This is a genomic window from Microbacterium sp. LWH3-1.2, assembly GCF_040675855.1.
GTDB lineage: Bacteria > Actinomycetota > Actinomycetes > Actinomycetales > Microbacteriaceae > Microbacterium.
In genome coordinates this window covers 969,827-990,872 of sequence record NZ_JBEGIK010000001.1, presented here as the reverse complement: position 1 = coordinate 990,872, position 21,046 = coordinate 969,827, and the positions used below count along the sequence as shown (strand labels likewise).

Genomic DNA, 21,046 nt, shown 5'->3' with positions numbered 1-21,046 from the left:
ATCGCGCACCGGAGACTTGACAAAGACGCGATATATCGTGTTACCCTCGAATCACGCGATATATCGCGACTTGAATCACCCCTAGAGATACCGCAGGAGAAGCAGTCATGACCCTGGAGAAGTGGATCATCCACCCGGGCGAGACGCGCGTCATCGACATCGAGACCGTGCGCACGCTCAAGATCGGCCTCGTCGGCGGACAGGTCGACGTGATCGCCCACGACGAGCCCGGCATCCGCATCGAGGTCCACGACGTCACCGTCAAGGACCTCCGCATCGAGGTCGCCGACGACCACGTCGAGATCGACCACCCGCAGCTGCGATGGGACAACTTCCTCGAGGTGTTCCGCAACTTCGGCACCTCCGGCCCCAAGGCCGAGGTCAGCGTCGCGGTCCCGCGCGACGTCGCTCTCACCCTCGGCGTCGTCAGCGCGAGCGCCCTCGTCTCGGGCTTGCAGGCCGACGCCTCGCTCAACACCGTGTCGGGCGACATCATCGTCGACGGCCTCACCGGCGACCTCTCGGTCAACGCCGTGTCGGGCGACGTGCAGGTGCGCGAACTCGTCGGAGCCCTCAACGCCAACAGCGTCTCGGGCGACGTGGCCGCCACCGGCGTCCTCCGCAAGGCCACCATCGACACCGTCTCGGGCTCGGTGCTCGTCGACTCGACCGGCGACATCCTGTCGGTCGGCCTCAACACCGTCAGCGGCACCTCGACCGTGCGCCTCGACGAGGGCCACCCGGCCAACTACGTCATCCGCAGCGTCAGCGGCCGCGTCCAGGTCGACGGTGTCGTGCGCTCCGGCAACGGCACCGGCCCGACCACCAACTACGCAGGCTCCGTCGGCGAGCTCAGCGGCAGCTTCGCCGACGTGCGCGCCCACAGCGTGTCAGGCGACATCACCGTGCTGCGCCGCGCGGCGCCTGCGGTGACGGATGCTGCGCCCCCGGCCTCCGTCGACGCTCCGGCGTCTGCGCCGGCTGATGCCGGCCCGTCGGCCGAGGCCGCCGGCGTCGACGAAGAGGAGTGGTGAACGCCATGACCCCCGTCTTCTCGCACGGCGACCTGCGCCTGTACCTGCTGAACCTGCTCGATGAAGGCCCGCGCCACGGCTACGACATCATGCAGGCCCTGTCGGACCGCACCGGGGGAACCTACACCCCCAGCGCCGGCACCATCTATCCGCGTCTGGCGAAGCTCGAAGAGGAGGGCCTCGTGACCAAGACCGTCGACGGTCGCAAGACCGTGTACGCGATCACGGAGGCCGGCCACGCCGAGGTGCAGTCGCGCGCGGGCGAGCTCGAGGGCATCGAGGCCGGCCTCGCCGACTCCGTGCGGCTCATCGCCGACGAGGTGCGCGGGAGCGTTCGAGAGGCGATGAAGAGCCTCCGCGCCGACCTCGCCGCCGCATCGCGCGACGAGCGCGAGTCCACGCCGCAGCCCTCGCGCGAGGACGACCCCCGTGTGCGCAGCCGTGAGCAGGTGCAGCGCGTCGACGCCCTCGTGAACGAGTTCCGCGCGAACGTGCGCGGCGATGTCCGCGTCCACGTCGCCCGCGGGGGCGAGCTCGCCGCCGCGGTGGTCGATCAGCTCGCCAGCGAGCTCGACCGCGTGGCGCGCGACGTGACGCGCGCGCTGCGCGGCTGAGCCGCAGCATCCGATGTTCGAAACGCCCTGGGCCTCGCCGTAGACCCAGGGCGTTCCGAGTCTGCGTTCCGACTCGGTCGTTCCTCGCTCGCTCAACGACCGGGACCGCAGCCTCGCTCGTTGAGCGGTGAGCGCTCTGGCGCCCGCAGTCGAAACGCCGCGGGCATCCGAGAAAGCGCGGGCCCGGTCAGGCGGGCCAGATCTCCTCGTCGTCGGGAACCGGCTCGCCGAGCGGCACGATCAGGATCGGTCGGTGCTGCCGGTGCGCAAGGCGCGCGCCGACCGAGCCGGTGAAGAACTCGCGGACCGACTCGCCGAAGCCGCGCTTGCGGGTGCCGACGACGATGAGGCGGGCGTCGATCTGGTCGGCGAAGTGCTTGATGGCCATCGCGGGGTCGCCGACGAGCTGGCGCACGGTCCATTCCGGCCCGGCATCGCCGACAACGGATGCCGCGGCATCCTGCACCTTCGCGAGCTCCCCTTCACTGGCAGCGATGTTGATGTCGATGGGTGCGGAGTGGACGTACCCGTCGGGGTCCTCGTAGGTGACGAAGCGCGTGACGTCGACGTGCACGACCACGAGCGGCACTCCGAAGAGCTTCGCGTAGCGCGCCGCCTCCTTCAGGACGCGCGGCGACTGGTCGGGGATGACCCCGGCGATCACCGCCCCGTGGAGGCCCTCATCTGTCGTCGGATCGCCTTCCGGCTCGGATGCCTCGTCGGTCATATGTCCGCACTCCTCCTCCGCGGTGGCGTCGGAACCGCCGGGGTGCGGGGGCTCCGTGTTATCCTGAATGCTACTCTTACCGGTTCGAAGCCGGATTCGTGAATGCCCGGGTTTGCGCGGCTGAGAGCCCGCAAAATAGCCCGCGATCCTAAATGAGGGGGTCTCGCATGGGGCGTGGCCGTCAGAAGGCGAAGCACACCAAGATCGCCCGAGAGCTGAAGTACGACACGTACAGCGTGAACTACTCCGCGCTCGAGCGCGAGCTCGGTCACCACAGTGAAGACGAGTACGTCGACAAGTGGGCCGACCAGTACAGCGACGAAGACGAGGACGAGACCTCGCCGCTCTCGTCGTCGCAGGCGTAGCACTTCGCTCGCCGGCCGCCGTCTCGGCGGCATGACCGGTGTTCGTCGACCCGTGCGCGCGCGTGCGCAGGCCGAGGAGCACGAGGACCCTCGGGAACAGCTGGGCGCTATCCCGCGCAGTACCACCCACAGCCACGGCGCCGACGTCGACGCCGAGAGGAAGCCCGCGAGCCCGCGCGCGACCGCGATGCCGAACAGCGGTTGCGTGGCGGTCCAGCGCGTGACCGGTAGCGGCACCATAAAGGATGCCGGCAGGCCCATGAACCCGAAGAGCGACAGCAGCGCTCCCGCCGTGGCCGGGGCCACGCCGGAGATGTCGACCAGACGCCTCGGCACCCATGCGAGCATCGTGGAGGCGATGATGCTCGGCACCGCGAACGCGACGAGCAGCGCCCAGGCGACCGGGACCCGCCACATGCGGCCGACCGCAGCGGCAACGTGACCGGCACGATGCCGCCGAGCGCGAGGGTCCTCCCCTGCCGGAGCGGGCGGGCGGCAGACAGTTCAACTCGTCCAGGCTCTGCGCGCGAGCGGGTGTGCCTCGGCCCGCGGAGCGTGCGGAGGGTCAGGACTCCTGGGAGCCCTCGACCCAGGCGAGGTACTCGTCGGTGACGGTGCCGGTGATGTAGCGGCCGTCGAAGCAGCTCATGTCGAGGTCCTCCACGTCGGAGCCCTCGAGGATCGCCGCCTTGAGGTCTTCGACCTCCTGGTAGACGACGAAGTCGGCGCCGAGCTCGTCGGCGATCTCGGGGATCGTACGGCCGTGGGCCACCAGCTCGTGACGAGACGGCATGTTGATGCCGTAGACGTGCGGGTAACGCACGGGGGGCGCGGCCGAGGCGAACGTGACGCTCTTGGCCCCGGCATCCCGTGCCATCTGGATGATCTCCTTCGACGTCGTGCCGCGCACGATGGAGTCGTCGATGAGGAGCACGTTCTTGCCCTTGAACTCGCTCGACATGGCGTTGAGCTTCTGGCGCACGCTGCGCTTGCGGGCCGCCTGACCCGGCATGATGAACGTGCGGCCGACGTAGCGGTTCTTGTAGAAGCCCTCGCGGTACTCGACGCCGAGCTTGCGCGCGACCTGCATGGCGGCGGGGCGCGACGAGTCGGGGATCGGCATCACGACGTCGATCGCCTCCTTCGGCGTGTACTTCGCGATCGTGTCGGCGAGCCGGTCACCCATGCGCAGGCGCGCCTCGTAGACCGAGATGCCGTTCATCACCGAGTCGGGGCGGGCGAGGTACACGTACTCGAACGAGCACGGGACGAGCTGCGCGTCGGTGGCGCACTGCTTCGTGTGCAGGTTGCCCTCGAGGTCGATGAAGACGGCCTCGCCCGGGTCGACGTCGCGCACGACCTCGAACTCGCCGTTCTCGAGCACGAGCGACTCGCTCGTGACGACCCATTCGTAGTGGCCGTCCTCGTGCTTGCGCGTACCGAGGATGAGGGGACGGATGCCGAAGGGATCACGGAAGGCCAGAAGGCCGTAACCCGCGATCAGCGCGATCGCCGCGTACGAGCCCTCGACGCGCTCGTGCACGCGCGTCACGGCGTGGAACACCTGCGCCGGGTCGAGCTCGAGCCCCGAGATCGACGACTGCAGCTCGTTCGCGAGCACGTTGACGAGCAGCTCGGTGTCGGACGACGTGTTGAGGTGGCGGCGGTCCTTGTGGAAGAGCTCCTGCGTGAGCTCGCGGGTGTTCGTGAGGTTGCCGTTGTGCACCAGGACGATGCCGTAGGGCGCGTTCACATAGAACGGCTGCGCCTCTTCTTCGTTCGACGCGGTGCCCTTGGTCGCGTAGCGCACGTGACCGAGGCCGATCTCGCCGAGCAACACCCGCATGTCGCGCGTGCGGAACGACTCCCGCACCTGCCCGCGCGTCTTGTGCTGGTGCACGACGCCGTTGCGCTCGGCGGTGGCGATGCCCGTGGAGTCCTGACCGCGGTGCTGAAGAAGGAGGAGGGAGTCGTAGATCTCCTGGTTGACGGACCTGCGGCCCACCATTCCGACGATTCCGCACATGGGTGTTGCCCGCTCCTGCTGTGTTCTGATCCGGCTCAGCGAGCCGCGTGGTCTGCATACGCGCCGACGAGGCGCACCGCGCCGCCGTCGACGCCCTTGGCGCCCTGCTCCCAGTGGCCGTCGGCGGGGCGGTCGCCGGTGTGCACGACACCCACCTGCCACGTCGCGATGCCTTCACGGGAGAGAGCGGATGCTGCGGCCCCGGCTTTGTCGGCCGACACGACGGCGAGGAAGCCGATGCCGAGATTCCAGGTGCCCTCGGTCGCCTCGAGCTCGAGATCGCCGAGGTCGGCGAGGACGCGGAACACGGGGGACGGCGACCACGTCGACCGGTCGACCTCGACCCACGTACCCTGCGGCAGCACGCGCGCGAGGTTCGCGGCGATGCCGCCACCGGTGACGTGGCTGAGGGAGTGGACAGCGTCGCCGGTCTCGGTGATGAGGCGCAGCAGCGGCAGCGTGTAGAGGCGGGTCGGCTCGAGCAGCGCCTCGCCCCACGTGGTGCCGAAGTCGGCGGCGTTGTCGCCGTACTGGATGCCGGAGCCGGCGACGATGTGGCGCACCAGCGAATAGCCGTTGGAGTGAAGGCCCGAGCTCGCGAGCGCCAGGACGACGTCGCCCTCGCGCACCCGCTCGGCGCCCAGCACGCGCGACGCCTCGACGACGCCGGTCGCGGCGCCCGCGACGTCGTAGTCGCTGATGCCCAGGAGGCCCGGGTGCTCGGCGGTCTCGCCGCCGACGAGGGCCGTGCCGGTGGCCGAGCAGCCGTCGGCGATGCCGCGGACGATGTCGGCGATGCGCTCGGGGAAGACCTTGCCGCACGCGATGTAGTCGGTCATGAACAGCGGCTTCGCGCCGACCACGACGATGTCGTCGACGACCATGCCGACGAGGTCCTGACCAATCGTGTCGTGCTTGTCGATGGCCTGCGCGATGGCGACCTTCGTGCCGACGCCGTCGGTGCTGGTCGCCAGCAGCGGCTTGTCGTAGGCCTTGAAGGCCGTCGCGTCGAAGAGTCCGGCGAAGCCGCCGACGCCGCCGAGCACCTCCGGGCCGTGGGTGCGTCGCACCGCCGACTTCATCAGCTCGACGGCGAGGTCGCCGGCGGCGGTGTCGACGCCCGCAGCCTGGTACGGGTTCACAGGCTGTTCGGGACGGGAGGGGGCATCGCGTTCGGATGAGGCCACGGCTACCAGCCTACCGGCGACACACCTGGACGGACGCCGGGCGCCATCGCTGTTACGGCGGCGCGACGTCTCCGCCCGGATCTACAATGGTCGCATGGGCGGCGCCGGTGCTCCGGAATGGCTGATCCGCGAAGACGCCGGTCAGCCGGTTCTTCTCGCCCTCTACCTGAGACAGGTGCTCGGCATCCGCTCTCCCGAGGAGCTGCCGCACCTGCGCGGCATCCCTCCCCGCGCGAACGATCGGTCCGAAGAGGCCCAGGCGCTGCTCGAACGGCAGTGGCGCGAGTTCTGGGCGATGACCGTGGAGCCGCAGGCGCACCCGTCGCCGGTCCCGCTCGACCTGGTCGACGGCTTCGACACCGCGCTGGCCCTGCCCATCGAGGGCTGCGAGGATCTGCGGGCGGCCTTCGAGCCGCACGCGGTCGAGGCGCTGGCTTTCGCGCAGTCCGCGAACGCGCGGTACCGCAAAGAGGCGTCGCACAGCACGGGCACCGCGTACCGCGCCTACGCGGGGGCGATCGCCGAGCACGAGCGGCAGGTCGGCCGCCGTGCGCACTCGTTCGAGCTGAACGTGCAGGTGCTGCCGTTGAATCAGCGTGGCGTGTGGTGGATCGGCTCGCTCACGGTCGCCGTCACCGACGGACTGCGCGGGGATGTCGCGGCCTTCGACGCCGCGATCCACCCGATCATCGCCGAGCTGGCGTAGACCGCGGGTCAGTGGGCCGGGCCATGCCCGTTCGTGCCGGGCTCGGGGTCGACGTGCACCTGCTCGTGGTCGACAGCGACCTGGTGCGTGCGAAGCCGTGACCGGCGGTCGAGGATCAGCGCGAGGATGCCGCCGAGGGCGAGGCCGATGGGCGCGCAGATGAGCGCCAGGAAGCCGAACACCTGTGCCTGCGAGTACAGGACGCCGGTGTTGGGGCTCACTTCGGCCGTGCCGTTGAAGGCGAACGTGAGGATCATCGCCACGAAGACGCCGATCAGCGCCCCGACGATCAGGAATACCGAGATCTTCGGTGCTCGTCGCACGCGCACGGTCTCGATGCGGTCCTGGCTGTGCTCGGGCATGTACCCATTGTCCCACCCGGCGAGCGGATCGCGCCCACGCGAATGGCGGACGATCCGGACCACCACGAGGAAGGCGGTCGTCGGGTGAGCGCGGAGTCGAAACGCAGTGCCGGAACGCCCTGGCCGTTCGGCCGACGAAACGGGACGGGCCGGCTGTCAGGGGCGCAGGGGCAGGAGGTCGGAGATGTCGGCGCGCGTGCCCGAGGCGCTGATGCGACCTGCGGCGGCAGCATCCGTCCACTGCACCGTCCCGGTCGCGAGCGCGATCCACGTCGCGGGGTCGGTCTCGACGACGTTGGGCGGCGTGCCGCGCGTGTGCCGCGGCCCCTCGACCACCTGCACCGCGCCGAACGGCGGCACCCGGACCTCGACCGAGTTGCCCGGCGCCCTCTCGGCGAGCAGCTGCAGCAGATATCGCACGGCCGTCGCCTTGTCGGTGCGCGCGGGCGGGAGGGATGCCGCGTCCGCCGCCGCGACCGCGCTCAGGGCCGCGCGGCCGTCGTCGGTCGAGATCTTGCGCGCCACGTCTCCCACGCTACGCCGCCCGCCCCGCCTTTTGCAGGAGCCAACGGTGGCGGCGGCCGGAGCCCGCCCGGAATCCCGGGGCCGCTGCGTGACCGCCCCACGCCGATCCTGCCGACGGTAGGCAACCCGACCCGCTCGAAACAGCGCGAGGGGCCGCCGGTAGGCTGGAACGCGTGAAGATCCTGGTTCTCGGCTCGGGCGCGCGGGAGCACGCCATCATCCTGGCGCTGCGGTCGGAGGAGGCCGAGCACGAGATCTTCGCGGCTCCCGGAAACGCGGGCATCGGGCAGGACGCGCAGCTCGTCGCCCTCGACCAGAACGACCCCGCGGCGGTCAGCCAGTTCGCGATCGACCACGACATCGCCCTCGTCGTGATCGGCCCCGAGGCCCCGTTGGTCGCCGGCGTCGCCGATGCGGTACGCAAGCGCGGCATCCCGGCGTTCGGGCCCGGCAAGGAGGCCGCGCAGCTCGAGGGCTCCAAGACGTTCGCCAAGCGGATCATGGAGGCCGCCGGCGTTCCGACCGGCCGTGCCGTGCGCGCGCACACGCGCGCCGAGGCCGAGGCCGCGCTCGACGAGCTCGGCGCTCCGCACGTCGTCAAGGCCGATGGGCTCGCCGCCGGCAAGGGGGTCATCGTCACCTCCGACCGCGAGGCGGCGCTGGCGCACGCCGACGACTACCTGCCGTCCGGCGCGGTGCTGATCGAGGAGTTCCTCTCAGGCCCCGAGGTCTCGCTCTTCTTCCTCAGCGACGGCGACCACGTGCTTCCGCTCAGCCCCGCCCAGGACTACAAGCGCCTGCTCGACGGCGACGGGGGTCCCAACACCGGTGGCATGGGCGCGTACTCCCCGCTCCCCTGGCTCGACGGCAGATTCGGCAGCGAGCGCGAGTTCGTCGAGCTCGTCACGCGGGACATCGCCGAGCCCGTCATCCGTCAATTGGATGCTGAGGGCACGCCGTTCATCGGGCTCCTCTACGCCGGTCTCATCCTGACCGACGACGGGGTCAAGGTCATCGAGTTCAACGCCCGCTTCGGCGACCCCGAGACGCAGGTCGTTCTGCCCCGGCTCGTGGACCCGCTGTCGGAGCTGCTGCTGGCCGCAGCATCCGGTCGCCTGGAAGATCTCCCTCTCCCAGCCTTCGCGAACGACGTCGCCGTGACGGTCGTGCTCGCGAGCGAGGGCTACCCGGCGTCGCCCGTGACCGGTCGCGCGCTCACCAACCTGCGCGAGGCCGAGGCGGTCGATGGAGTGCACCTGGCGCACGCCGCCACCGCCGAGACCGACGGCGGCCTCGTCGCGACCGGCGGCCGCGTGCTCAACGTCGTCGGTGTCGGCACCACGTTCGTCGAGGCCCGCCACCGCGCCTACCGCGCGCTCGGCGCGATCGGCCTCGAGGGCGGCCAGCACCGCACCGACATCGCCGCGCGCGTCGCCGAAGGGCTCTGAGGCATGCGTCGGCGCGCGGCATCCGTCACCTGCATCGCGCTTCTGCTGCTCGTCGGTGGGGCCGTGTCGGCGTGCTCGGCGAGCGTCGACATCGAGGCACCGGGCAAGGAGCTGATGGACCAGGCGCACCAGGTCGCGAATGAGGCCCTGGTTGCCGCCGCGACCACCGGGCTGCAGGCGCTGCAGGCGACCGGCGCGGTCACCGAGGAGGCCGTGCGTGACGCGCTCGAGAAGGCCGGGGCCGCCGAGGTCGAGACGCGTGTCGTCGGCGACAGCCTGCTGTTCGGCGCAGAGGTCTCCGGCGGGTGCGTGTACGGCTCGGTCGGCGCCACGGGCACTGTCTCGATTGACCTCGGCGGCGTGAACGCCGACGGAGGGTGCCTCCGCGAGGAGTGACAGACCGCGGGTCGGCCGATCGGACGAGGCGATTCGAGCCGGGCGGCCGAAGCGGCGCGGCATCCGTCGTCGTGATCCCCGCTGCTCGCGGGGCTCAGGTCTGACGGCGGATGAAGCGCATCAGCCAGGCGATCACCGCGATCACGATGATGACGAGGCCGATCCACAGCAGGAACTTCGCTGCCTCGATGAACACTCCGAGCAGCAGCAGGACGATTCCGACGATGAGCAGGATCACTGCGAGTCCGGTCATGTGACCATGGTGGGCGGTGGGGATGCCGCCCACCAACCTCTTGACAAGCCCCCCGGAACGGGGTTACTCCGACGAGGCAGCGGCGTTGGCCGCCTGCCATTCCTCCGTCGACGTGCTCTTCGGCCGCCGCAGGAAGAGCACCACCACGACGCCGACGAGCATGACCGCGGCGGGGAGCAGGATGGCCTGTGCCATCGCCTGAGAGAAGCCGTCGATGACGAACGGGGGCAGCGCTCCTTCGCCGAAGCCGCCCGACGCATCGGACGCACCCGGCAGGTTCGCCTCGAGGCGGGCCTGCATGAAGGCCGCGATCGATGCCGAGCCGATCACCGATCCGATGGTGCGGGTGGTGTTGTAGATGCCCGCGCCCGCGCCGGCCTGCCGCGGCGGGAGGTTGCGGGTTGCGGTCGTCGCGAGCGGACCCCACATTCCGGCATTGCCGATGCCCATGAGCGCCGACGGAAGGAGGAACATCCAGATCGGTGTGTCGACGTTCATGAGCGACGAGTACCAGAACAGCGATCCCGCGACCATGAGGAGGCCTGGCACCAGCAGGAACCTCGGGTCTGTGCGGTCGAGCAGGCGGCCGGCGAACGGCGCACCGACTCCGGACAGCACCGCCATCGGGATGAGCAGCAGCGCCGATTCGGTCGGGGTGAGCCCTCGCGCGAGCTGGATGAAGAACATCAGCGGCAGCGACATGCTCGTCACGGTGAACCCGACGATCGCGATTCCCAGGTTCGATACCGAGAAGTTGCGATCGCGGAACAGCGGCAGCGGCACGAGGGGCTCGTTCCTCGTGCGCGCCTGGGTCCAGATGAAGAGCGCCATCACCGCGACGCCGCCCACGATCATGGCCCACACCCACGGCGCCCAGTCGTACTTCTCGCCCTCCTGCAGACCGAACACGATGAGGAAGAGGCCGATCGCGCTCAGCACGACGCCGACGACGTCGAAGCGATGCGGGTGCGTCTCGAGCTTCGGCACCAGGATCCAGGCGAGCACGAACGCGATCACACCGACCGGGATGTTGATGAAGAAGATCCACTCCCAGCCGAGCCCGTCGACGAGCAGGCCACCGGCCAGAGGTCCGACGAGCGTGGCGACGCCCGCGGTGGCGCCCCACAGGCCCATCGCCGCGCCGCGGTGGTTCGGCGGGAAGGTGCGGGTGATCACGGCCATGGTCTGGGGCGTCATGAGAGCCGCGCCGAGGCCCTGCACGGCGCGCGCCAGGATGAGCATCTCGAGCGTGCCCGACAGGCCGCACCACAGGGACGCGAGCGTGAACACCGAGAGGCCGATCAGATAGATGTTCCTCGGCCCGAATCGGTCGCCGAGGCGGCCGGTGATCAAGAGCGGCACCGCGTAGGCGAGCAGATAGGCCGACGTGACCCACACCACGTTGTCGAGGTTGTTCGTGTCAGGGTCGAGCGCTGCCTTGATCGCGGGGTTCGCGACCGAGACGATCGTCGTGTCGACGAGGATCATGAAGAAGCCGATGACCAGCGCCCAGAGCGCGGGCCAGGGGCTGCGGGGCTTGTGCCCGACGGCGTATGCCCCGGTGATCGCGCCGGCGACCGGGGCGGTGGCGGATGCCGCACCCGCTGTGCGGGCGGAGTCCGGGGTTTCGGGGGTGGTCACTGTCGTGCTGCCTTTCTCTGGGCGAGATAGGGTTCCGTGGGAGTGGGCGGCGGACCCCAGGCGAACTCGGGGTCGGCGAGGCGCGGGAGGATCGAGTCCATCCACGCGAGTTCTGCACGCAGGAGTGACAGTTCGCGGTCGATCTCGATGAGGTACTGCTCGGGCACGCCCTTGTCGAGGGCGTGGCGGTGGCCGCCCTCGAGGGATGCGAGCGCCGCGGCGAGCGCCGCGCGACGGCTGCGGAGCAGCCCGATCGCCTCGTCGCGATCCAGCCCGTGCACTTCCGCGAGCGCGACGCGGAACTCGACCGGGCGGTCCACGCGCGGAAGCTCGCGGCGCACCCATTCGAGGACGGCGGCGGCGCCGGCATCGGTCTGCGCATAGGTGGTGCGCTCGGGGCGATTGCCGTCGCGGTCGACGCCCACCTCGGCGATCAGTCCTGCCCGTTCGAGCCGGCTGACCGTGTGGTAGACCGTGCCGTTCGTGATCGTGACGAGCCGGTCGTCGCGGCGGAAATGCATCAGCCGGATCATCTCGTAGGGGTGCATGTCGCCCTCGCTCAGCAGGGCGAGCACAGCCACCCCGAGCGGGGTCAGGCGGGCGACGGCGTCATTCACGGTCGATCACTCCAGTTCGATTAGTCCATGTGGACTATACGCGTCTTCTGCGCGCCACGCACCCCTCGCGCAGCGTCGGCGGGGAGTCGTAGCGTGTGGGGCATGGCAGACAAGGGCGCCGCGCGCAGGGAGAAGTTCCCGGAGTCGTACGAGATCTTCGATCCGATCGTGGCGAAATGGACCACCCGCCCCGACGTCGCCCTCGGGGCGATGTTCGGCTCCGAGGGGCTGAACGTGCGCGGCAAGGTGTTCGCGTTCGTGACCTTCGAGGGTGCCCTCATGGTGAAGCTGCCCGAGAGCCGCGTCGGCGAACTGGCCGACGCCGGCGAGGCCGAACCGGCCGTCATGCGCGGCAGGCCGATGCGCGAGTGGGCGACCGCGAAGGCGGATGCTGCGGACCGCTGGCCCGCGCTCGTTGCCGAGGCGTTCGCGCACGTCGACGCGATCACGCCGTGACCCCGTCCGCCGCCGCGCAACCGGCGCCGGAGACCCCGCAGCCCCGAAACCTGCCGTACCCACCCGGGATAATGGACGGGTGACGGCTATCCCCACCCCCACGACCGAGCTCTCCGGCTGGCGCCACGCCTACTCCGGCAAGGTGCGCGACCTCTACGTCCCGGCGGAGACCGCCGAGGGTGCGACGCCGGAGCGCATGCTCGTCGTCGCGAGCGACCGCGTCAGCGCGTTCGACCACGTGCTGTCGCCGGGCATCCCGGGCAAGGGCGAGCTGCTCACCACCCTCAGCCTGTGGTGGTTCGACCGGCTCGCGGGCGCCGACGGCGGCCGCAGCATCCCGAACCATCTCGCCGCCTCGCACCAGCTCACCCGGGGCGCTGACGGCAAGGCGAACACCGCCGACGACGTCAAGAGCCTCATCCCGGATGCCGTCACCGGGCGCGCCATGGTCGTGAAGAGCCTCGACATGCTGCCGATCGAGTGCGTCGTGCGCGGGTACCTCACCGGGTCGGGCTGGGCGGAGTACCGCGAGAACGGCACGGTGTGCGGTATCGCGCTGCCCGACGGCCTCTCGAACGGCGACCGGCTGCCCGAGCCCATCTACACCCCCGCCTACAAGGCTCCGCTGGGCGAGCACGACGAGAACATCTCGTACGAGCGCACCGTCGAGCTCGTCGGCGCCGAGCGCGCGGCCGAGCTGCGCGAACTCTCGCTCGAGATCTACGCGCGCGCAGCCGCGACCGCCGAGGCGCACGGCGTCATCCTCGCCGACACGAAGTTCGAGTTCGGCCTCGACGGCAACGGCGTGCTGACCCTCGCCGACGAGGTGCTCACGAGCGACTCGTCACGATACTGGGACGCTGCGGCCTGGGCCTCCGGAACGACACCCGAGGAGCGCATGGCGAGCTTCGACAAGCAGATCGTCCGCGACTGGCTCGCCGCGAACTGGCCGGCTCCCCGCGAGGGCGAGCCCCCCGCGCTGCCCGCCGACATCGTCGAGCGCACCACCGTCCGCTACCGCGAGTTGCTCGAGCGCCTCACCGCCGCCTGACACCGCGCCGCGGCATGCGCGGCCGTCACGCGTTCTTCATCGCCTTCAGACGTGCGAGCAGCACCGGGCCGCTGCGGTCGAGCATCCGCCCGCCGATCAGGATGCCGGCGACGAGCACCGCGGCGCCGAACGCGATGCCGATGGCGAAGGCGATCCAGCTCAGGGCCGGGCTCTGCATGAAGTACCCGGCCACGCCGATGATCAGCGCGGGCGCCGAGAGCGCCAGCGCCACCAGCCAGATGCCGAAGAAGGCCATGCCCTGCAGGAACGTCGTGCCGGGGACGCGCTTGAACGGGTTGTCGCCGGAGCCCGGCACCGGCACCACGAGCTGCGCCGACGTGACGGCGCAGACGCCGTAACAGGTGAACAGGATCCCGAGAGCCATCCCCAGGATGCCCGGGAGCTGTGTCCAGTCGCCTGCCAAAGCCAGCGGCAGGATGGCCGCCAGGAGCACCAGCGGCACCGCGACCGTGGCGGCGGCCAGGGTGCGGCCGAGCCGGTCGGCGCGGCCCGGTGCTCCCGTCGCGATCTCGGTCCCGAACGCCGTTCCGTCGTACGAGATGTCGGCGTAGACCACGATCCCGATGATGAACGCGATGATCGGCGCCGAGAACGCCAGCGCCACGAGCGGATCGCCGCCCCGCGCGTAGAACCACAGGAGCACAGGCACGAGCGGCACCGCGATGAGCTGGCGCAGATACCGCGGGTCGCGCGTCCAATACGTGACCGCCCGCGCGAAGACGGCGCCTGCAGCGCCGGTCGGAACCCGCCCGAACCACCCGATCGACCCGGCGCGTACGGCCGCGGCCGACGCGAGCCGGGGGCGGACGAGGGAGCGAGCGAGCGATGCCCGCCACAGCAGCCACAAGGCCGCAAGGGTGGCGAGCGCGATCAGAAGCTTCGCCGCGGCCGCGGGCAGGTCGCCCGCGGCGGCGTCTGCCGGCACCGCCCACGCGGCGCCGAGCGGCGTCCAGCCCAGCAGCGGCAGCAGCTCGGCGAGCGTGTCGGCGTTCACCGTGACGCCGGTGGCGATGCCCGCGATGATGGGTCCCGCCAGGATGAGCGGGATGAAGACGAGGATGCCCGCGACCTCGCGGAAGCGCCGGCCGCCGCCGAACCCGGACGCGACCGTGGCGACGGCACGCGAGGCGACCACCGCCGTGAGGATCGCCAGCGGCGTGCTCACCAGCCATGCCAGGACCGCGGCCGGCCAGTGCGCCCACGTCGCGATCGTGGCGACGGCGGCGACGGAGGTGATGATGCCGGGGATGCCGCACACGGCGGCGAGCGTGAGCGCGACCATCATGCGCGTGGTCGTCATGGGGAACACGACGAGACGGTCGGGGTCGAGCGTCGTGTCGACGCCGAATGCCACGAGCGGGATGAGGGCCCACCCGAGGGTCACCAGCGACCCGGCGCCGACGACGACGATTCCGGCGAGCCGGACGTCTGCGAATCCCAGGGCCACGAGTCCGGCGATGATCCCCGTCAGGACCACCGCGCCGTACAGCGCGCCGAGGATGAACCCGACCAGCTGCCACGGGCTGCGTGCGAGCTGATTGCCGAGGACGCGGAACCGCAGTCTCAGGAGCGTCGCAACCATTCCGGTCCCTCTGTGTAGCGGCGGCCGCCGACGAGCTCGACGAAACGGTCCTGAAGCGACTCCCCCGCCCGCACGTCGTCGACGGTGCCGGCGACGAGCAGGCGACCCGCGGCGACGATCGCGACGTGGTCGCACATGCGCTGGACGAGATCCATCGAGTGGCTCGAGACGATGACCGTGCCGCCGCCGGCGACGTAGCCGGCGAGGATGTCCTCGATGTTCGCCGCCGACACCGGGTCGACCGATTCGAACGGCTCGTCGAGCACGAGCAGCCGCGGTGCGTGGACCAGGGCGCACGCCAGCGCGATCTTCTTGGTCATTCCCGCTGAGTAGTCGACGACCATCGTGCCCGCAGCATCCGTCATGTCCATGAGCGAGAGCAGGTCGGCCGTGCGCTGGGCGATCTCGTCGTGCGGGAGGCCGAACAGCAGCCCGTTGTAAGTGACGAGCTGCTCGCCCGTGAGCCTGTCGAACAGCTTGACGCCGTCGGCGAGGTTGCCGACCATCGCCTTCGCCTTCACGGGTTCGCTCCACACGTCGACACCGTGCACGAGCGCCTGCCCGGCGTCCGGCATGAGCAGCCCCGTCGCCATCGACAGCGTGGTCGTCTTGCCGGCGCCATTCGGACCGACCAGCCCGTAGAACGATCCGGCGGGCACGCGCAGGCTGACGTCGGCCACTGCGAGCTTCTCCCCGAACCGCTTGTGGAGTCCGCGGAGCTCGAGCGCCGCGACGTCGCGCGCCGCATGGGTGGACGGTGTCGTCGGTGTCGCTGGGTCGGTCACATCTCTCCGTCGGTTCGGGCATCGAGGGTCCGGGGATGAGCCGGTGTCGTTCAGCCTCTCGGATGCCGCGTGGCCGGGCAACTCGCGCGCACCCGCTCGCTAGGGTGATCCTCGCACCATCACCCGAGCGCAAGGAGCGCGCATGCCTTCGTGGACCATTCACGGCAACGGCCGGACCGTCGAACCCGGGAAGGTGGTGAAGCCGGACGAGCGGCTGAACTGGGCCGCGACCGTCGCGATCGGCGCGCAGCACGTCATCGCAATGTTCGGCGCCACGTTCCTGGTGCCGGTGCTGACCGGCTTCCCGGTCTCGACCACGCTGCTCTTCTCGGGCATCGGAACGCTGCTGTTCCTCCTCATCACGAAGAACCGGCTTCCCAGCTACCTCGGTTCGTCGTTCGCCTTCATCGCGCCGGTCACCGCCGCGACCGCGTCGCAGGGGATGGGGTCGGCCCTCGCCGGCATCGTCGCCGTCGGCGTGCTCCTCGCGGCCGTCGGCTTCATCGTGCAGTTCGCCGGCCTCGGGTGGATCGAGAAGCTGATGCCACCGGTCGTCGCCGGCGCCATCGTCGCCCTCATCGGCTTCAACCTCGCGCCGGTCGCGTGGCAGAACTTCCAGCAGGCGCCGATCACCGCGACCGTCACACTCGTGGCCGTGATCCTCGGCAGCGTGCTGTTCCGCGGGTTCCTCGGACGCATCTCGATCTTCCTCGGCGTGATCGTCGGCTACATCGTGGCGCTCGTGCGCGGCGAGGTGAACTTCGACGCCGTGAACGAGCTCGTCGCGAACGGGCAGTGGGTGGGCCTGCCGACCTTCCAGTTCCCGACGTTCGGCAACCCCGGAACCTGGAGCGTCATCGCGATGTTCCTGCCGGTCGTGCTCGTGCTCATCGCCGAGAACGTCGGACACGTGCGCGGTGTCGCGACGATGACCGAGGCATCCGTCAACCAGTACACCGGCCGCGCGCTCATCGCCGACGGAGCTGCCACCGTGCTCGCGGGCACGTTCGGCGGCTCGGGCACGACGACGTACGGCGAGAACATCGGGGTGATGGCCGCGACCCGCGTGTACTCGACGGCCGCGTACTGGGTCGCGGGCGTCTTCGCGATCCTGCTGTCTCTGTCGCCCGTGGTCGGCGCGGTGTTCAACTCGATCCCCGCCGGCGTGCTCGGCGGCGTCACGACCGCACTGTACGGCCTCATCGGCATCATCGGCATCAAGATCTGGGTCGACAACCGCGTCGACTTCTCGCGCCCGGTCAACCAGTACACCGCCGCCGTCTCGCTCGTGATCGCGATCGCCGGATTCACCATGGTGTGGGGCGATTTCCAGCTCGGCGCGATCGTCATCGGCGCGGCCGCGGCCCTGCTGATCTACCACCTCGGCAATGCCATCGCGCGCTGGCGCAAGACCGGCGCCGACGACGGCGGCCCGCTCCCCACGGTCGGCCAGCTCGGCGGCGACCCGCGGGACTCGCGGGTCACGTAGGCGGCGGGTCGCGGCATCCGTCCCCTTCTCTGGACAGGAAGGGAATGGATGCCGCGGGCAAATGGTTGTAGCTACACGTGAATGAGACCGCGCACCCCGACCGCCTCGCCGCCGACACCTCCATGGGCGCTGTGACGCTCCTCGTCGGAGACCTCGACGGCATGACCGCGTTCTACCGCGACGTCATCACCCTCCAGGTGCTGTCGGCCGAGGGCGACGAGGTCGTGCTCGGACGCGCGGGCCGCCCGGTCGTCATCCTGACGCACGAGCCGGCCCTGCGGCACGCGAGCCCCGGCGCGGCCGGGCTCTTCCACACCGCGATCCTGTTCGGTACGCGGGAGGCTCTCGCGGCGGCGCTGTACAACGTCGCGCAACGCGCACCGCACACCTTCACCGGGTCGGCGGACCACCTGGTGAGCCAGGCCTTCTACCTCACCGATCCCGAGGGGAACGGCGTCGAGCTGTACTGGGATCGCGCCCGGACCGAGTGGTCGTGGACCCACGGCAGCGTCGAGATGGCGACGCTGTACCTCGACCCCAACGGGTTCCTGCGCGAGCACCTGAGCGAACGGGCCGCGAGCGGCGGCACCGGGCAGGACGCGGCATCCGTCGGTCATGTGCACCTGTCGGTCGGCGACGTCGCGAGCGCCCGCGCCTTCTACGTCGACGCGCTCGGCTTCGACCAGACAGCGGCGATGGGCGACCAGGCGCTGTTCGTGAGCGCCGGCGGCTACCACCACCACATGGCGATGAACGTGTGGAACTCGCGCGGCGCAGGGCCGCGCATGCCGGCACTCGGCCTCGGCCGCGTCGACCTGGCCCTCCCCGACGCCGATTCGCTCGGCGAGCTCGCCGAGCGTCTGCGCCACCACGGCCTCGAGGTGCGCGACGACGGCCGCACGGTCTCGTTCGACGACCCGTGGCTGAACCTCCTGCACGCCACGGCGCCCGGCCGCGGCTGACCGTCGCCGCCGAGGCCCCCACCTCCGCTCACCTGTCGCGAAGTGTCGGTGTGGACGGCAAGTCGTGACAGGCGAGCAGTCAAGGCTCGGAGCCACGGACGCTCAGCTGTCGCAAAGTGCCGGCTGCAGCGACATCTTGTGACAGGTGAGCAGGGGACGCGGGGCAGGGGACGCGTCAGACCGAGTCGCGGACGACGAGCTCCGTCTCGAGGATGGTGACGTGCCGCGGATGCCGCCCCGCGAGGAGGTCGAGCAGCACTGTGGCCATGCGCTCCCCTTGTGCGAAGGACGGCTGGCGCATCGTCGTCAGCTGGGGGATGACGGACGTCGCCACCGGCGAGTCGTCGAAGCCGATGAGGGCGACGTCCTCGGGGACGCGCAGCCCCTCCGCCGCGAGCACCGTCAGCACGCCGCGCGCCATGAGATCGCTGGCGACGAAGACCGCGTCGGGCCGGGCTCCCGTGGCGAGCACCCGGCGCATCGCGTCGGCGCCGCCGTCAGCGGTGAAGTTGCCGTCCTCGACCGCGACCTCGTCGAGGTCCCACGCCGCGAGGGCGTCGCGGTACCCCTGCAGACGGTCGACGCCGGCGGGCATGTCGCGCGGCCCGGTGATCGTCGCGATGCGGCGGCGGCCGCTCTCGATCAGGTACACCGTGGCGTCGTACGCCCCACGGACGTTGTCGACGTCGACGTAGTAGTCGCGCTCGCGCTCGCGCACCGGCCGCCCGCCGTAGACGACGGGCACGACGCTCGCGATGCGGTCGATGAACGTGTCGCTGGTGTGGTGCGAGACCACGATCGCGCCGTCGACGGCGCCTGAGCGCACATACGAGGTCGTCTTGTCGCCCGGGTCGTCGCTCGCGATGAAGAGGTTGAGCACGTAGTCCGAGCGGCTGAGGCGTGAGTTGATGCCCGACACGATCGCCGCGAAGAACGGGTCGCCGAAGAACCGGGTGGTGTCCTCGGGCACGATGAGCGCGATCGCGTGCGTCTTCTGGCTCGCGAGCGACCGGGCGGCGCGGTTGGGGACGTAGTTCAGCTCGCTGATCGCCCGGGTCACCGATTCGAGAGCTTCCGGACTCACGGCGGTCGAGCCGTTCACGACGCGGGAGACCGTCGACCGCGACACCCCTGCGGCCGCCGCGACCTCTTCGATCGTCACGGCGTGCGCGCTGCCGGGTCCGCGCTGGGCATGCCGCATGGCATCGGTGCTCATCCCTGTCCCCTCCTCCCCGGATGCTACTGCGCGGCAGACATCCCGTGGCGCAGTGCTACGACGCGAGGGTCGCCGCGCGCGCGGACTCCAGGTCGATCGCCCGGGCGCCGATGATGCGGCTGTACTCGAGCGCGCTGTCCTTCGGCGTGCGCTCCTGGGTGTCGTAGTCCACGCGTACGATACCGAACCGCTTCTCGTACCCCCACGCCCACTCGAAGTTGTCGAGCAGCGACCAGTAGAAGTACCCGCGCACGTCGACGCCGGCCTCGGCAGCGTCGAGGATCGCACCGAGGTGCCCGCGCAGGAACTCGACGCGGTCGGCGTCGTGCACGTGCTTCACGTCGCTCTCGACGACGAGCTCGTCGTCGTAGGCGGCGCCGTTCTCGGTGACGTACAGCACCGTGCCGGCCGGCTGGGCGTATTCGTTCCACACCCTTTCGAGGAGCGTGGTGAGCCCCTCGGGCTGCACCTCCCACTGCATCGGGGTGCGGAGCAGTCCGCGCTCATGCCAGTAGATGCCCTCGTGCGAGGGGAACGGCGAACGGCCGGGGCGGTCGGTCGGGGCGTCGCCACCGATCGGCGGGTTCACCGGCTCGTGTCCGCCCACGTACTCGCCGTGGTAGTAGTTCACGCCGAGCGTGTCGATCGGCGTCGCGATGGTCTCGAGGTCGCCCGGGCGCACCGCGGCCTCCCATGCGGCGATGGCCGCGGCATCCACCTTGCGGATGTCTTCGACGATGTCGGCCGGGTACTGCGCGCGGAAGATCGGGTCGAGGAACCAGCGGTTGAACTGCCCGTCGATGCGGCGTGCGGCGTCGACATCGGCCGGGTCGCTCTCGTCGACCGGCTCGGCGACCGTGAGGTTGAGCGTGATGCCGAGCTTGAGCGACTTGTCGCGTGCGCGCAGCTCGCGGACGGCCTGGCCATGGCCGAGCAGGAGGTGGTGGGCGGCGAGCACACCCTCCTCCACGCTGTAGCGGCCCGGCGCGTGGATCCCCGCCGTGTAGCTGAGGAACGAGGAGCACCACGGCTCGTTGAGCGTCGTCCAGACGTCCACGCGGTCGCCCAGCGCGTCGTGCATCGTCAGGGCGTACTCGGTGAAGAGGTCCGCCGTGTCGCGGTTCGCCCAGCCGCCCTTCTCCTGGAGCGCCTGCGGGAGATCCCAGTGGTAGAGCGTCAGCCAGGGCAGGATGTCGGCCCCGAGCAGCTCGTCGACCAGTCCCTTGTAGAAGTCGAGGCCCTTCAGGTTGACCGCCCCGCCGTCGGGTCGCACACGCGACCACGACGTCGAGAAGCGGTACGTCTGCAGGCCCAGCTCCTTCATCAGCGCGACGTCGCCGGGATAGCGGTGGTAGTGGTCGCACGCCACATCACCGTTGTCGGCGTTGATCACGGCGCCCGGCACGCGGCAGAAGGCGTCCCAGATCGAGTCGCGGCGGCCGTCCTCGTGGGCGGCGCCCTCGATCTGGAAGGCGGCGGTCGCAGCGCCGAACAGGAAGTCCTGGGGGAAGGCGCGAGGGATCGCGGTCGTCATGAGGTCAATGATCCTCTCGGGGAACGTCGGTGTCAGGATGCCGAAGGCG

The 21,046-nt window shown here is 70.4% G+C and carries 23 protein-coding genes; 11 read left to right on the top strand and 12 right to left on the bottom strand.

Annotation, left to right across the window (positions count from 1 at the left end; all coding sequences use genetic code 11):
* Positions 1 to 107 precede the first annotated feature (107 nt).
* Both MRBLWH3_RS04725 and MRBLWH3_RS04720 read left to right on the top strand, forming a co-directional pair.
* The gene (locus tag MRBLWH3_RS04725; RefSeq protein ID WP_363429182.1) at positions 108 to 1,034 is read left to right on the top strand and encodes a DUF4097 family beta strand repeat-containing protein; all 927 of its coding nucleotides are present in this window, start codon (positions 108 to 110) and stop codon (positions 1,032 to 1,034) included.
* A 5-nt stretch (positions 1,035 to 1,039) separates the two neighbouring features.
* Positions 1,040 to 1,648: a PadR family transcriptional regulator gene (locus MRBLWH3_RS04720; protein ID WP_363429180.1), complete on the top strand. Its 609-nt coding sequence runs from the start codon at positions 1,040 to 1,042 to the stop codon at positions 1,646 to 1,648.
* Between the two features lie 187 nt (positions 1,649 to 1,835).
* On the opposite strand, the gene MRBLWH3_RS04715 is transcribed toward MRBLWH3_RS04720, so the two are convergent.
* Complete coding sequence (locus MRBLWH3_RS04715; RefSeq protein ID WP_363429178.1) at positions 1,836 to 2,375, bottom strand: universal stress protein; 540 nt, start codon at positions 2,373 to 2,375, stop codon at positions 1,836 to 1,838.
* A gap of 167 nt (positions 2,376 to 2,542) precedes the next feature.
* Between MRBLWH3_RS04715 and MRBLWH3_RS04710 the strand changes: the two genes are divergently transcribed.
* Positions 2,543 to 2,740, top strand: a complete 198-nt coding sequence (locus tag MRBLWH3_RS04710; RefSeq protein WP_018173852.1) for a DUF3073 family protein — start codon at positions 2,543 to 2,545, stop codon at positions 2,738 to 2,740.
* A 31-nt stretch (positions 2,741 to 2,771) separates the two neighbouring features.
* Positions 2,772 to 3,182 (top strand): hypothetical protein, encoded by a 411-nt coding sequence (locus MRBLWH3_RS04705; protein WP_363429176.1) that lies wholly within the window; start codon positions 2,772 to 2,774, stop codon positions 3,180 to 3,182.
* Positions 3,183 to 3,305: 123 nt separating this feature from the next.
* Here the strand turns inward: MRBLWH3_RS04705 and purF are convergent, their stop codons facing one another.
* Complete coding sequence (gene purF, locus MRBLWH3_RS04700; RefSeq protein ID WP_363429174.1) at positions 3,306 to 4,766, bottom strand: amidophosphoribosyltransferase; 1,461 nt, start codon at positions 4,764 to 4,766, stop codon at positions 3,306 to 3,308.
* Between the two features lie 35 nt (positions 4,767 to 4,801).
* The gene (gene purM, locus MRBLWH3_RS04695; RefSeq protein ID WP_363429172.1) at positions 4,802 to 5,953 is read right to left on the bottom strand and encodes a phosphoribosylformylglycinamidine cyclo-ligase; all 1,152 of its coding nucleotides are present in this window, start codon (positions 5,951 to 5,953) and stop codon (positions 4,802 to 4,804) included.
* Between the two features lie 94 nt (positions 5,954 to 6,047).
* On the opposite strand from purM, the gene MRBLWH3_RS04690 reads away from it, so the two are divergent.
* Positions 6,048 to 6,659 (top strand): zinc-binding alcohol dehydrogenase, encoded by a 612-nt coding sequence (locus MRBLWH3_RS04690; RefSeq protein ID WP_363429170.1) that lies wholly within the window; start codon positions 6,048 to 6,050, stop codon positions 6,657 to 6,659.
* A gap of 8 nt (positions 6,660 to 6,667) precedes the next feature.
* Here the strand turns inward: MRBLWH3_RS04690 and MRBLWH3_RS04685 are convergent, their stop codons facing one another.
* Both MRBLWH3_RS04685 and MRBLWH3_RS04680 read right to left on the bottom strand, forming a co-directional pair.
* Positions 6,668 to 7,021, bottom strand: coding sequence for a potassium transporter Trk (locus MRBLWH3_RS04685; RefSeq protein ID WP_363429168.1), 354 nt, complete (start codon positions 7,019 to 7,021; stop codon positions 6,668 to 6,670).
* A 156-nt stretch (positions 7,022 to 7,177) separates the two neighbouring features.
* Positions 7,178 to 7,546, bottom strand: coding sequence for a sterol carrier family protein (locus MRBLWH3_RS04680; RefSeq protein ID WP_363429166.1), 369 nt, complete (start codon positions 7,544 to 7,546; stop codon positions 7,178 to 7,180).
* 173 nt (positions 7,547 to 7,719) lie between these two features.
* On the opposite strand from MRBLWH3_RS04680, the gene purD reads away from it, so the two are divergent.
* Both purD and MRBLWH3_RS04670 read left to right on the top strand, forming a co-directional pair.
* Complete coding sequence (purD, locus tag MRBLWH3_RS04675; RefSeq protein ID WP_363429164.1) at positions 7,720 to 8,994, top strand: phosphoribosylamine--glycine ligase; 1,275 nt, start codon at positions 7,720 to 7,722, stop codon at positions 8,992 to 8,994.
* 3 nt (positions 8,995 to 8,997) lie between these two features.
* Complete coding sequence (locus MRBLWH3_RS04670) at positions 8,998 to 9,390, top strand: hypothetical protein (RefSeq protein WP_363429163.1); 393 nt, start codon at positions 8,998 to 9,000, stop codon at positions 9,388 to 9,390.
* A gap of 94 nt (positions 9,391 to 9,484) precedes the next feature.
* Here the strand turns inward: MRBLWH3_RS04670 and MRBLWH3_RS04665 are convergent, their stop codons facing one another.
* The 3 genes from MRBLWH3_RS04665 to MRBLWH3_RS04655 form a co-directional block, all read right to left on the bottom strand.
* On the bottom strand, positions 9,485 to 9,643 hold the full coding sequence (locus MRBLWH3_RS04665) for a hypothetical protein (RefSeq protein WP_169583593.1): 159 nt from the start codon (positions 9,641 to 9,643) through the stop codon (positions 9,485 to 9,487).
* Positions 9,644 to 9,706: 63 nt separating this feature from the next.
* Positions 9,707 to 11,209 (bottom strand): DHA2 family efflux MFS transporter permease subunit, encoded by a 1,503-nt coding sequence (locus MRBLWH3_RS04660; RefSeq protein ID WP_363435293.1) that lies wholly within the window; start codon positions 11,207 to 11,209, stop codon positions 9,707 to 9,709.
* 71 nt (positions 11,210 to 11,280) lie between these two features.
* Positions 11,281 to 11,901, bottom strand: coding sequence for a PadR family transcriptional regulator (locus tag MRBLWH3_RS04655; RefSeq protein WP_363429161.1), 621 nt, complete (start codon positions 11,899 to 11,901; stop codon positions 11,281 to 11,283).
* Between the two features lie 102 nt (positions 11,902 to 12,003).
* Between MRBLWH3_RS04655 and MRBLWH3_RS04650 the strand changes: the two genes are divergently transcribed.
* Entirely contained in the window at positions 12,004 to 12,357 is a 354-nt protein-coding gene (locus MRBLWH3_RS04650) for a hypothetical protein (RefSeq protein ID WP_363429159.1), read from the top strand.
* A 79-nt stretch (positions 12,358 to 12,436) separates the two neighbouring features.
* Positions 12,437 to 13,408, top strand: a complete 972-nt coding sequence (locus MRBLWH3_RS04645) for a phosphoribosylaminoimidazolesuccinocarboxamide synthase (RefSeq protein WP_363429156.1) — start codon at positions 12,437 to 12,439, stop codon at positions 13,406 to 13,408.
* A 25-nt stretch (positions 13,409 to 13,433) separates the two neighbouring features.
* On the opposite strand, the gene MRBLWH3_RS04640 is transcribed toward MRBLWH3_RS04645, so the two are convergent.
* A complete protein-coding gene (locus tag MRBLWH3_RS04640) occupies positions 13,434 to 15,011 on the bottom strand; it encodes a hypothetical protein (protein ID WP_363429154.1) in 1,578 nt (525 codons plus the stop codon).
* Complete coding sequence (locus MRBLWH3_RS04635) at positions 14,993 to 15,796, bottom strand: ABC transporter ATP-binding protein (protein WP_363429152.1); 804 nt, start codon at positions 15,794 to 15,796, stop codon at positions 14,993 to 14,995. Before MRBLWH3_RS04635 ends, MRBLWH3_RS04640 begins: the two co-directional genes overlap by 19 nt.
* Positions 15,797 to 15,938: 142 nt before the next feature.
* Between MRBLWH3_RS04635 and MRBLWH3_RS04630 the strand changes: the two genes are divergently transcribed.
* On the top strand, positions 15,939 to 17,285 hold the full coding sequence (locus MRBLWH3_RS04630) for a uracil-xanthine permease family protein (RefSeq protein ID WP_363429149.1): 1,347 nt from the start codon (positions 15,939 to 15,941) through the stop codon (positions 17,283 to 17,285).
* A 122-nt stretch (positions 17,286 to 17,407) separates the two neighbouring features.
* A complete protein-coding gene (locus MRBLWH3_RS04625) occupies positions 17,408 to 18,247 on the top strand; it encodes a VOC family protein (protein ID WP_363435290.1) in 840 nt (279 codons plus the stop codon).
* Positions 18,248 to 18,422: 175 nt separating this feature from the next.
* Here the strand turns inward: MRBLWH3_RS04625 and MRBLWH3_RS04620 are convergent, their stop codons facing one another.
* Positions 18,423 to 19,463 carry a LacI family DNA-binding transcriptional regulator gene (locus MRBLWH3_RS04620; RefSeq protein WP_363429147.1) on the bottom strand — a complete coding sequence of 347 codons (1,041 nt, stop codon included), beginning with the start codon at positions 19,461 to 19,463 and terminating at the stop codon, positions 18,423 to 18,425.
* A 55-nt stretch (positions 19,464 to 19,518) separates the two neighbouring features.
* Complete coding sequence (locus MRBLWH3_RS04615; protein WP_363429145.1) at positions 19,519 to 20,997, bottom strand: glycoside hydrolase family 1 protein; 1,479 nt, start codon at positions 20,995 to 20,997, stop codon at positions 19,519 to 19,521.
* Between the last annotated feature and the right edge of the window lie 49 nt (positions 20,998 to 21,046).

Bases quoted from the DNA above. Each gene is read 5' to 3' on its own strand.
- MRBLWH3_RS04725 (WP_363429182.1), top strand. From the start codon at position 108: ATGACCCTGGAGAAGTGGATCATCCACCCGGGCGAGACGCGCGTCATC.
- MRBLWH3_RS04720 (WP_363429180.1), top strand. From the start codon at position 1,040: ATGACCCCCGTCTTCTCGCACGGCGACCTGCGCCTGTACCTGCTGAAC.
- MRBLWH3_RS04715 (WP_363429178.1), bottom strand. From the start codon at position 2,375: ATGACCGACGAGGCATCCGAGCCGGAAGGCGATCCGACGACAGATGAG.
- MRBLWH3_RS04710 (WP_018173852.1), top strand. From the start codon at position 2,543: ATGGGGCGTGGCCGTCAGAAGGCGAAGCACACCAAGATCGCCCGAGAG.
- MRBLWH3_RS04705 (WP_363429176.1), top strand. From the start codon at position 2,772: ATGACCGGTGTTCGTCGACCCGTGCGCGCGCGTGCGCAGGCCGAGGAG.
- purF (WP_363429174.1), bottom strand. From the start codon at position 4,766: ATGTGCGGAATCGTCGGAATGGTGGGCCGCAGGTCCGTCAACCAGGAG.
- MRBLWH3_RS04690 (WP_363429170.1), top strand. From the start codon at position 6,048: ATGGGCGGCGCCGGTGCTCCGGAATGGCTGATCCGCGAAGACGCCGGT.
- MRBLWH3_RS04685 (WP_363429168.1), bottom strand. From the start codon at position 7,021: ATGCCCGAGCACAGCCAGGACCGCATCGAGACCGTGCGCGTGCGACGA.
- MRBLWH3_RS04670 (WP_363429163.1), top strand. From the start codon at position 8,998: ATGCGTCGGCGCGCGGCATCCGTCACCTGCATCGCGCTTCTGCTGCTC.
- MRBLWH3_RS04665 (WP_169583593.1), bottom strand. From the start codon at position 9,643: ATGACCGGACTCGCAGTGATCCTGCTCATCGTCGGAATCGTCCTGCTG.
- MRBLWH3_RS04650 (WP_363429159.1), top strand. From the start codon at position 12,004: ATGGCAGACAAGGGCGCCGCGCGCAGGGAGAAGTTCCCGGAGTCGTAC.
- MRBLWH3_RS04640 (WP_363429154.1), bottom strand. From the start codon at position 15,011: ATGGTTGCGACGCTCCTGAGACTGCGGTTCCGCGTCCTCGGCAATCAG.
- MRBLWH3_RS04630 (WP_363429149.1), top strand. From the start codon at position 15,939: ATGCCTTCGTGGACCATTCACGGCAACGGCCGGACCGTCGAACCCGGG.
- MRBLWH3_RS04625 (WP_363435290.1), top strand. From the start codon at position 17,408: ATGGGCGCTGTGACGCTCCTCGTCGGAGACCTCGACGGCATGACCGCG.
- MRBLWH3_RS04620 (WP_363429147.1), bottom strand. From the start codon at position 19,463: ATGAGCACCGATGCCATGCGGCATGCCCAGCGCGGACCCGGCAGCGCG.
- MRBLWH3_RS04615 (WP_363429145.1), bottom strand. From the start codon at position 20,997: ATGACGACCGCGATCCCTCGCGCCTTCCCCCAGGACTTCCTGTTCGGC.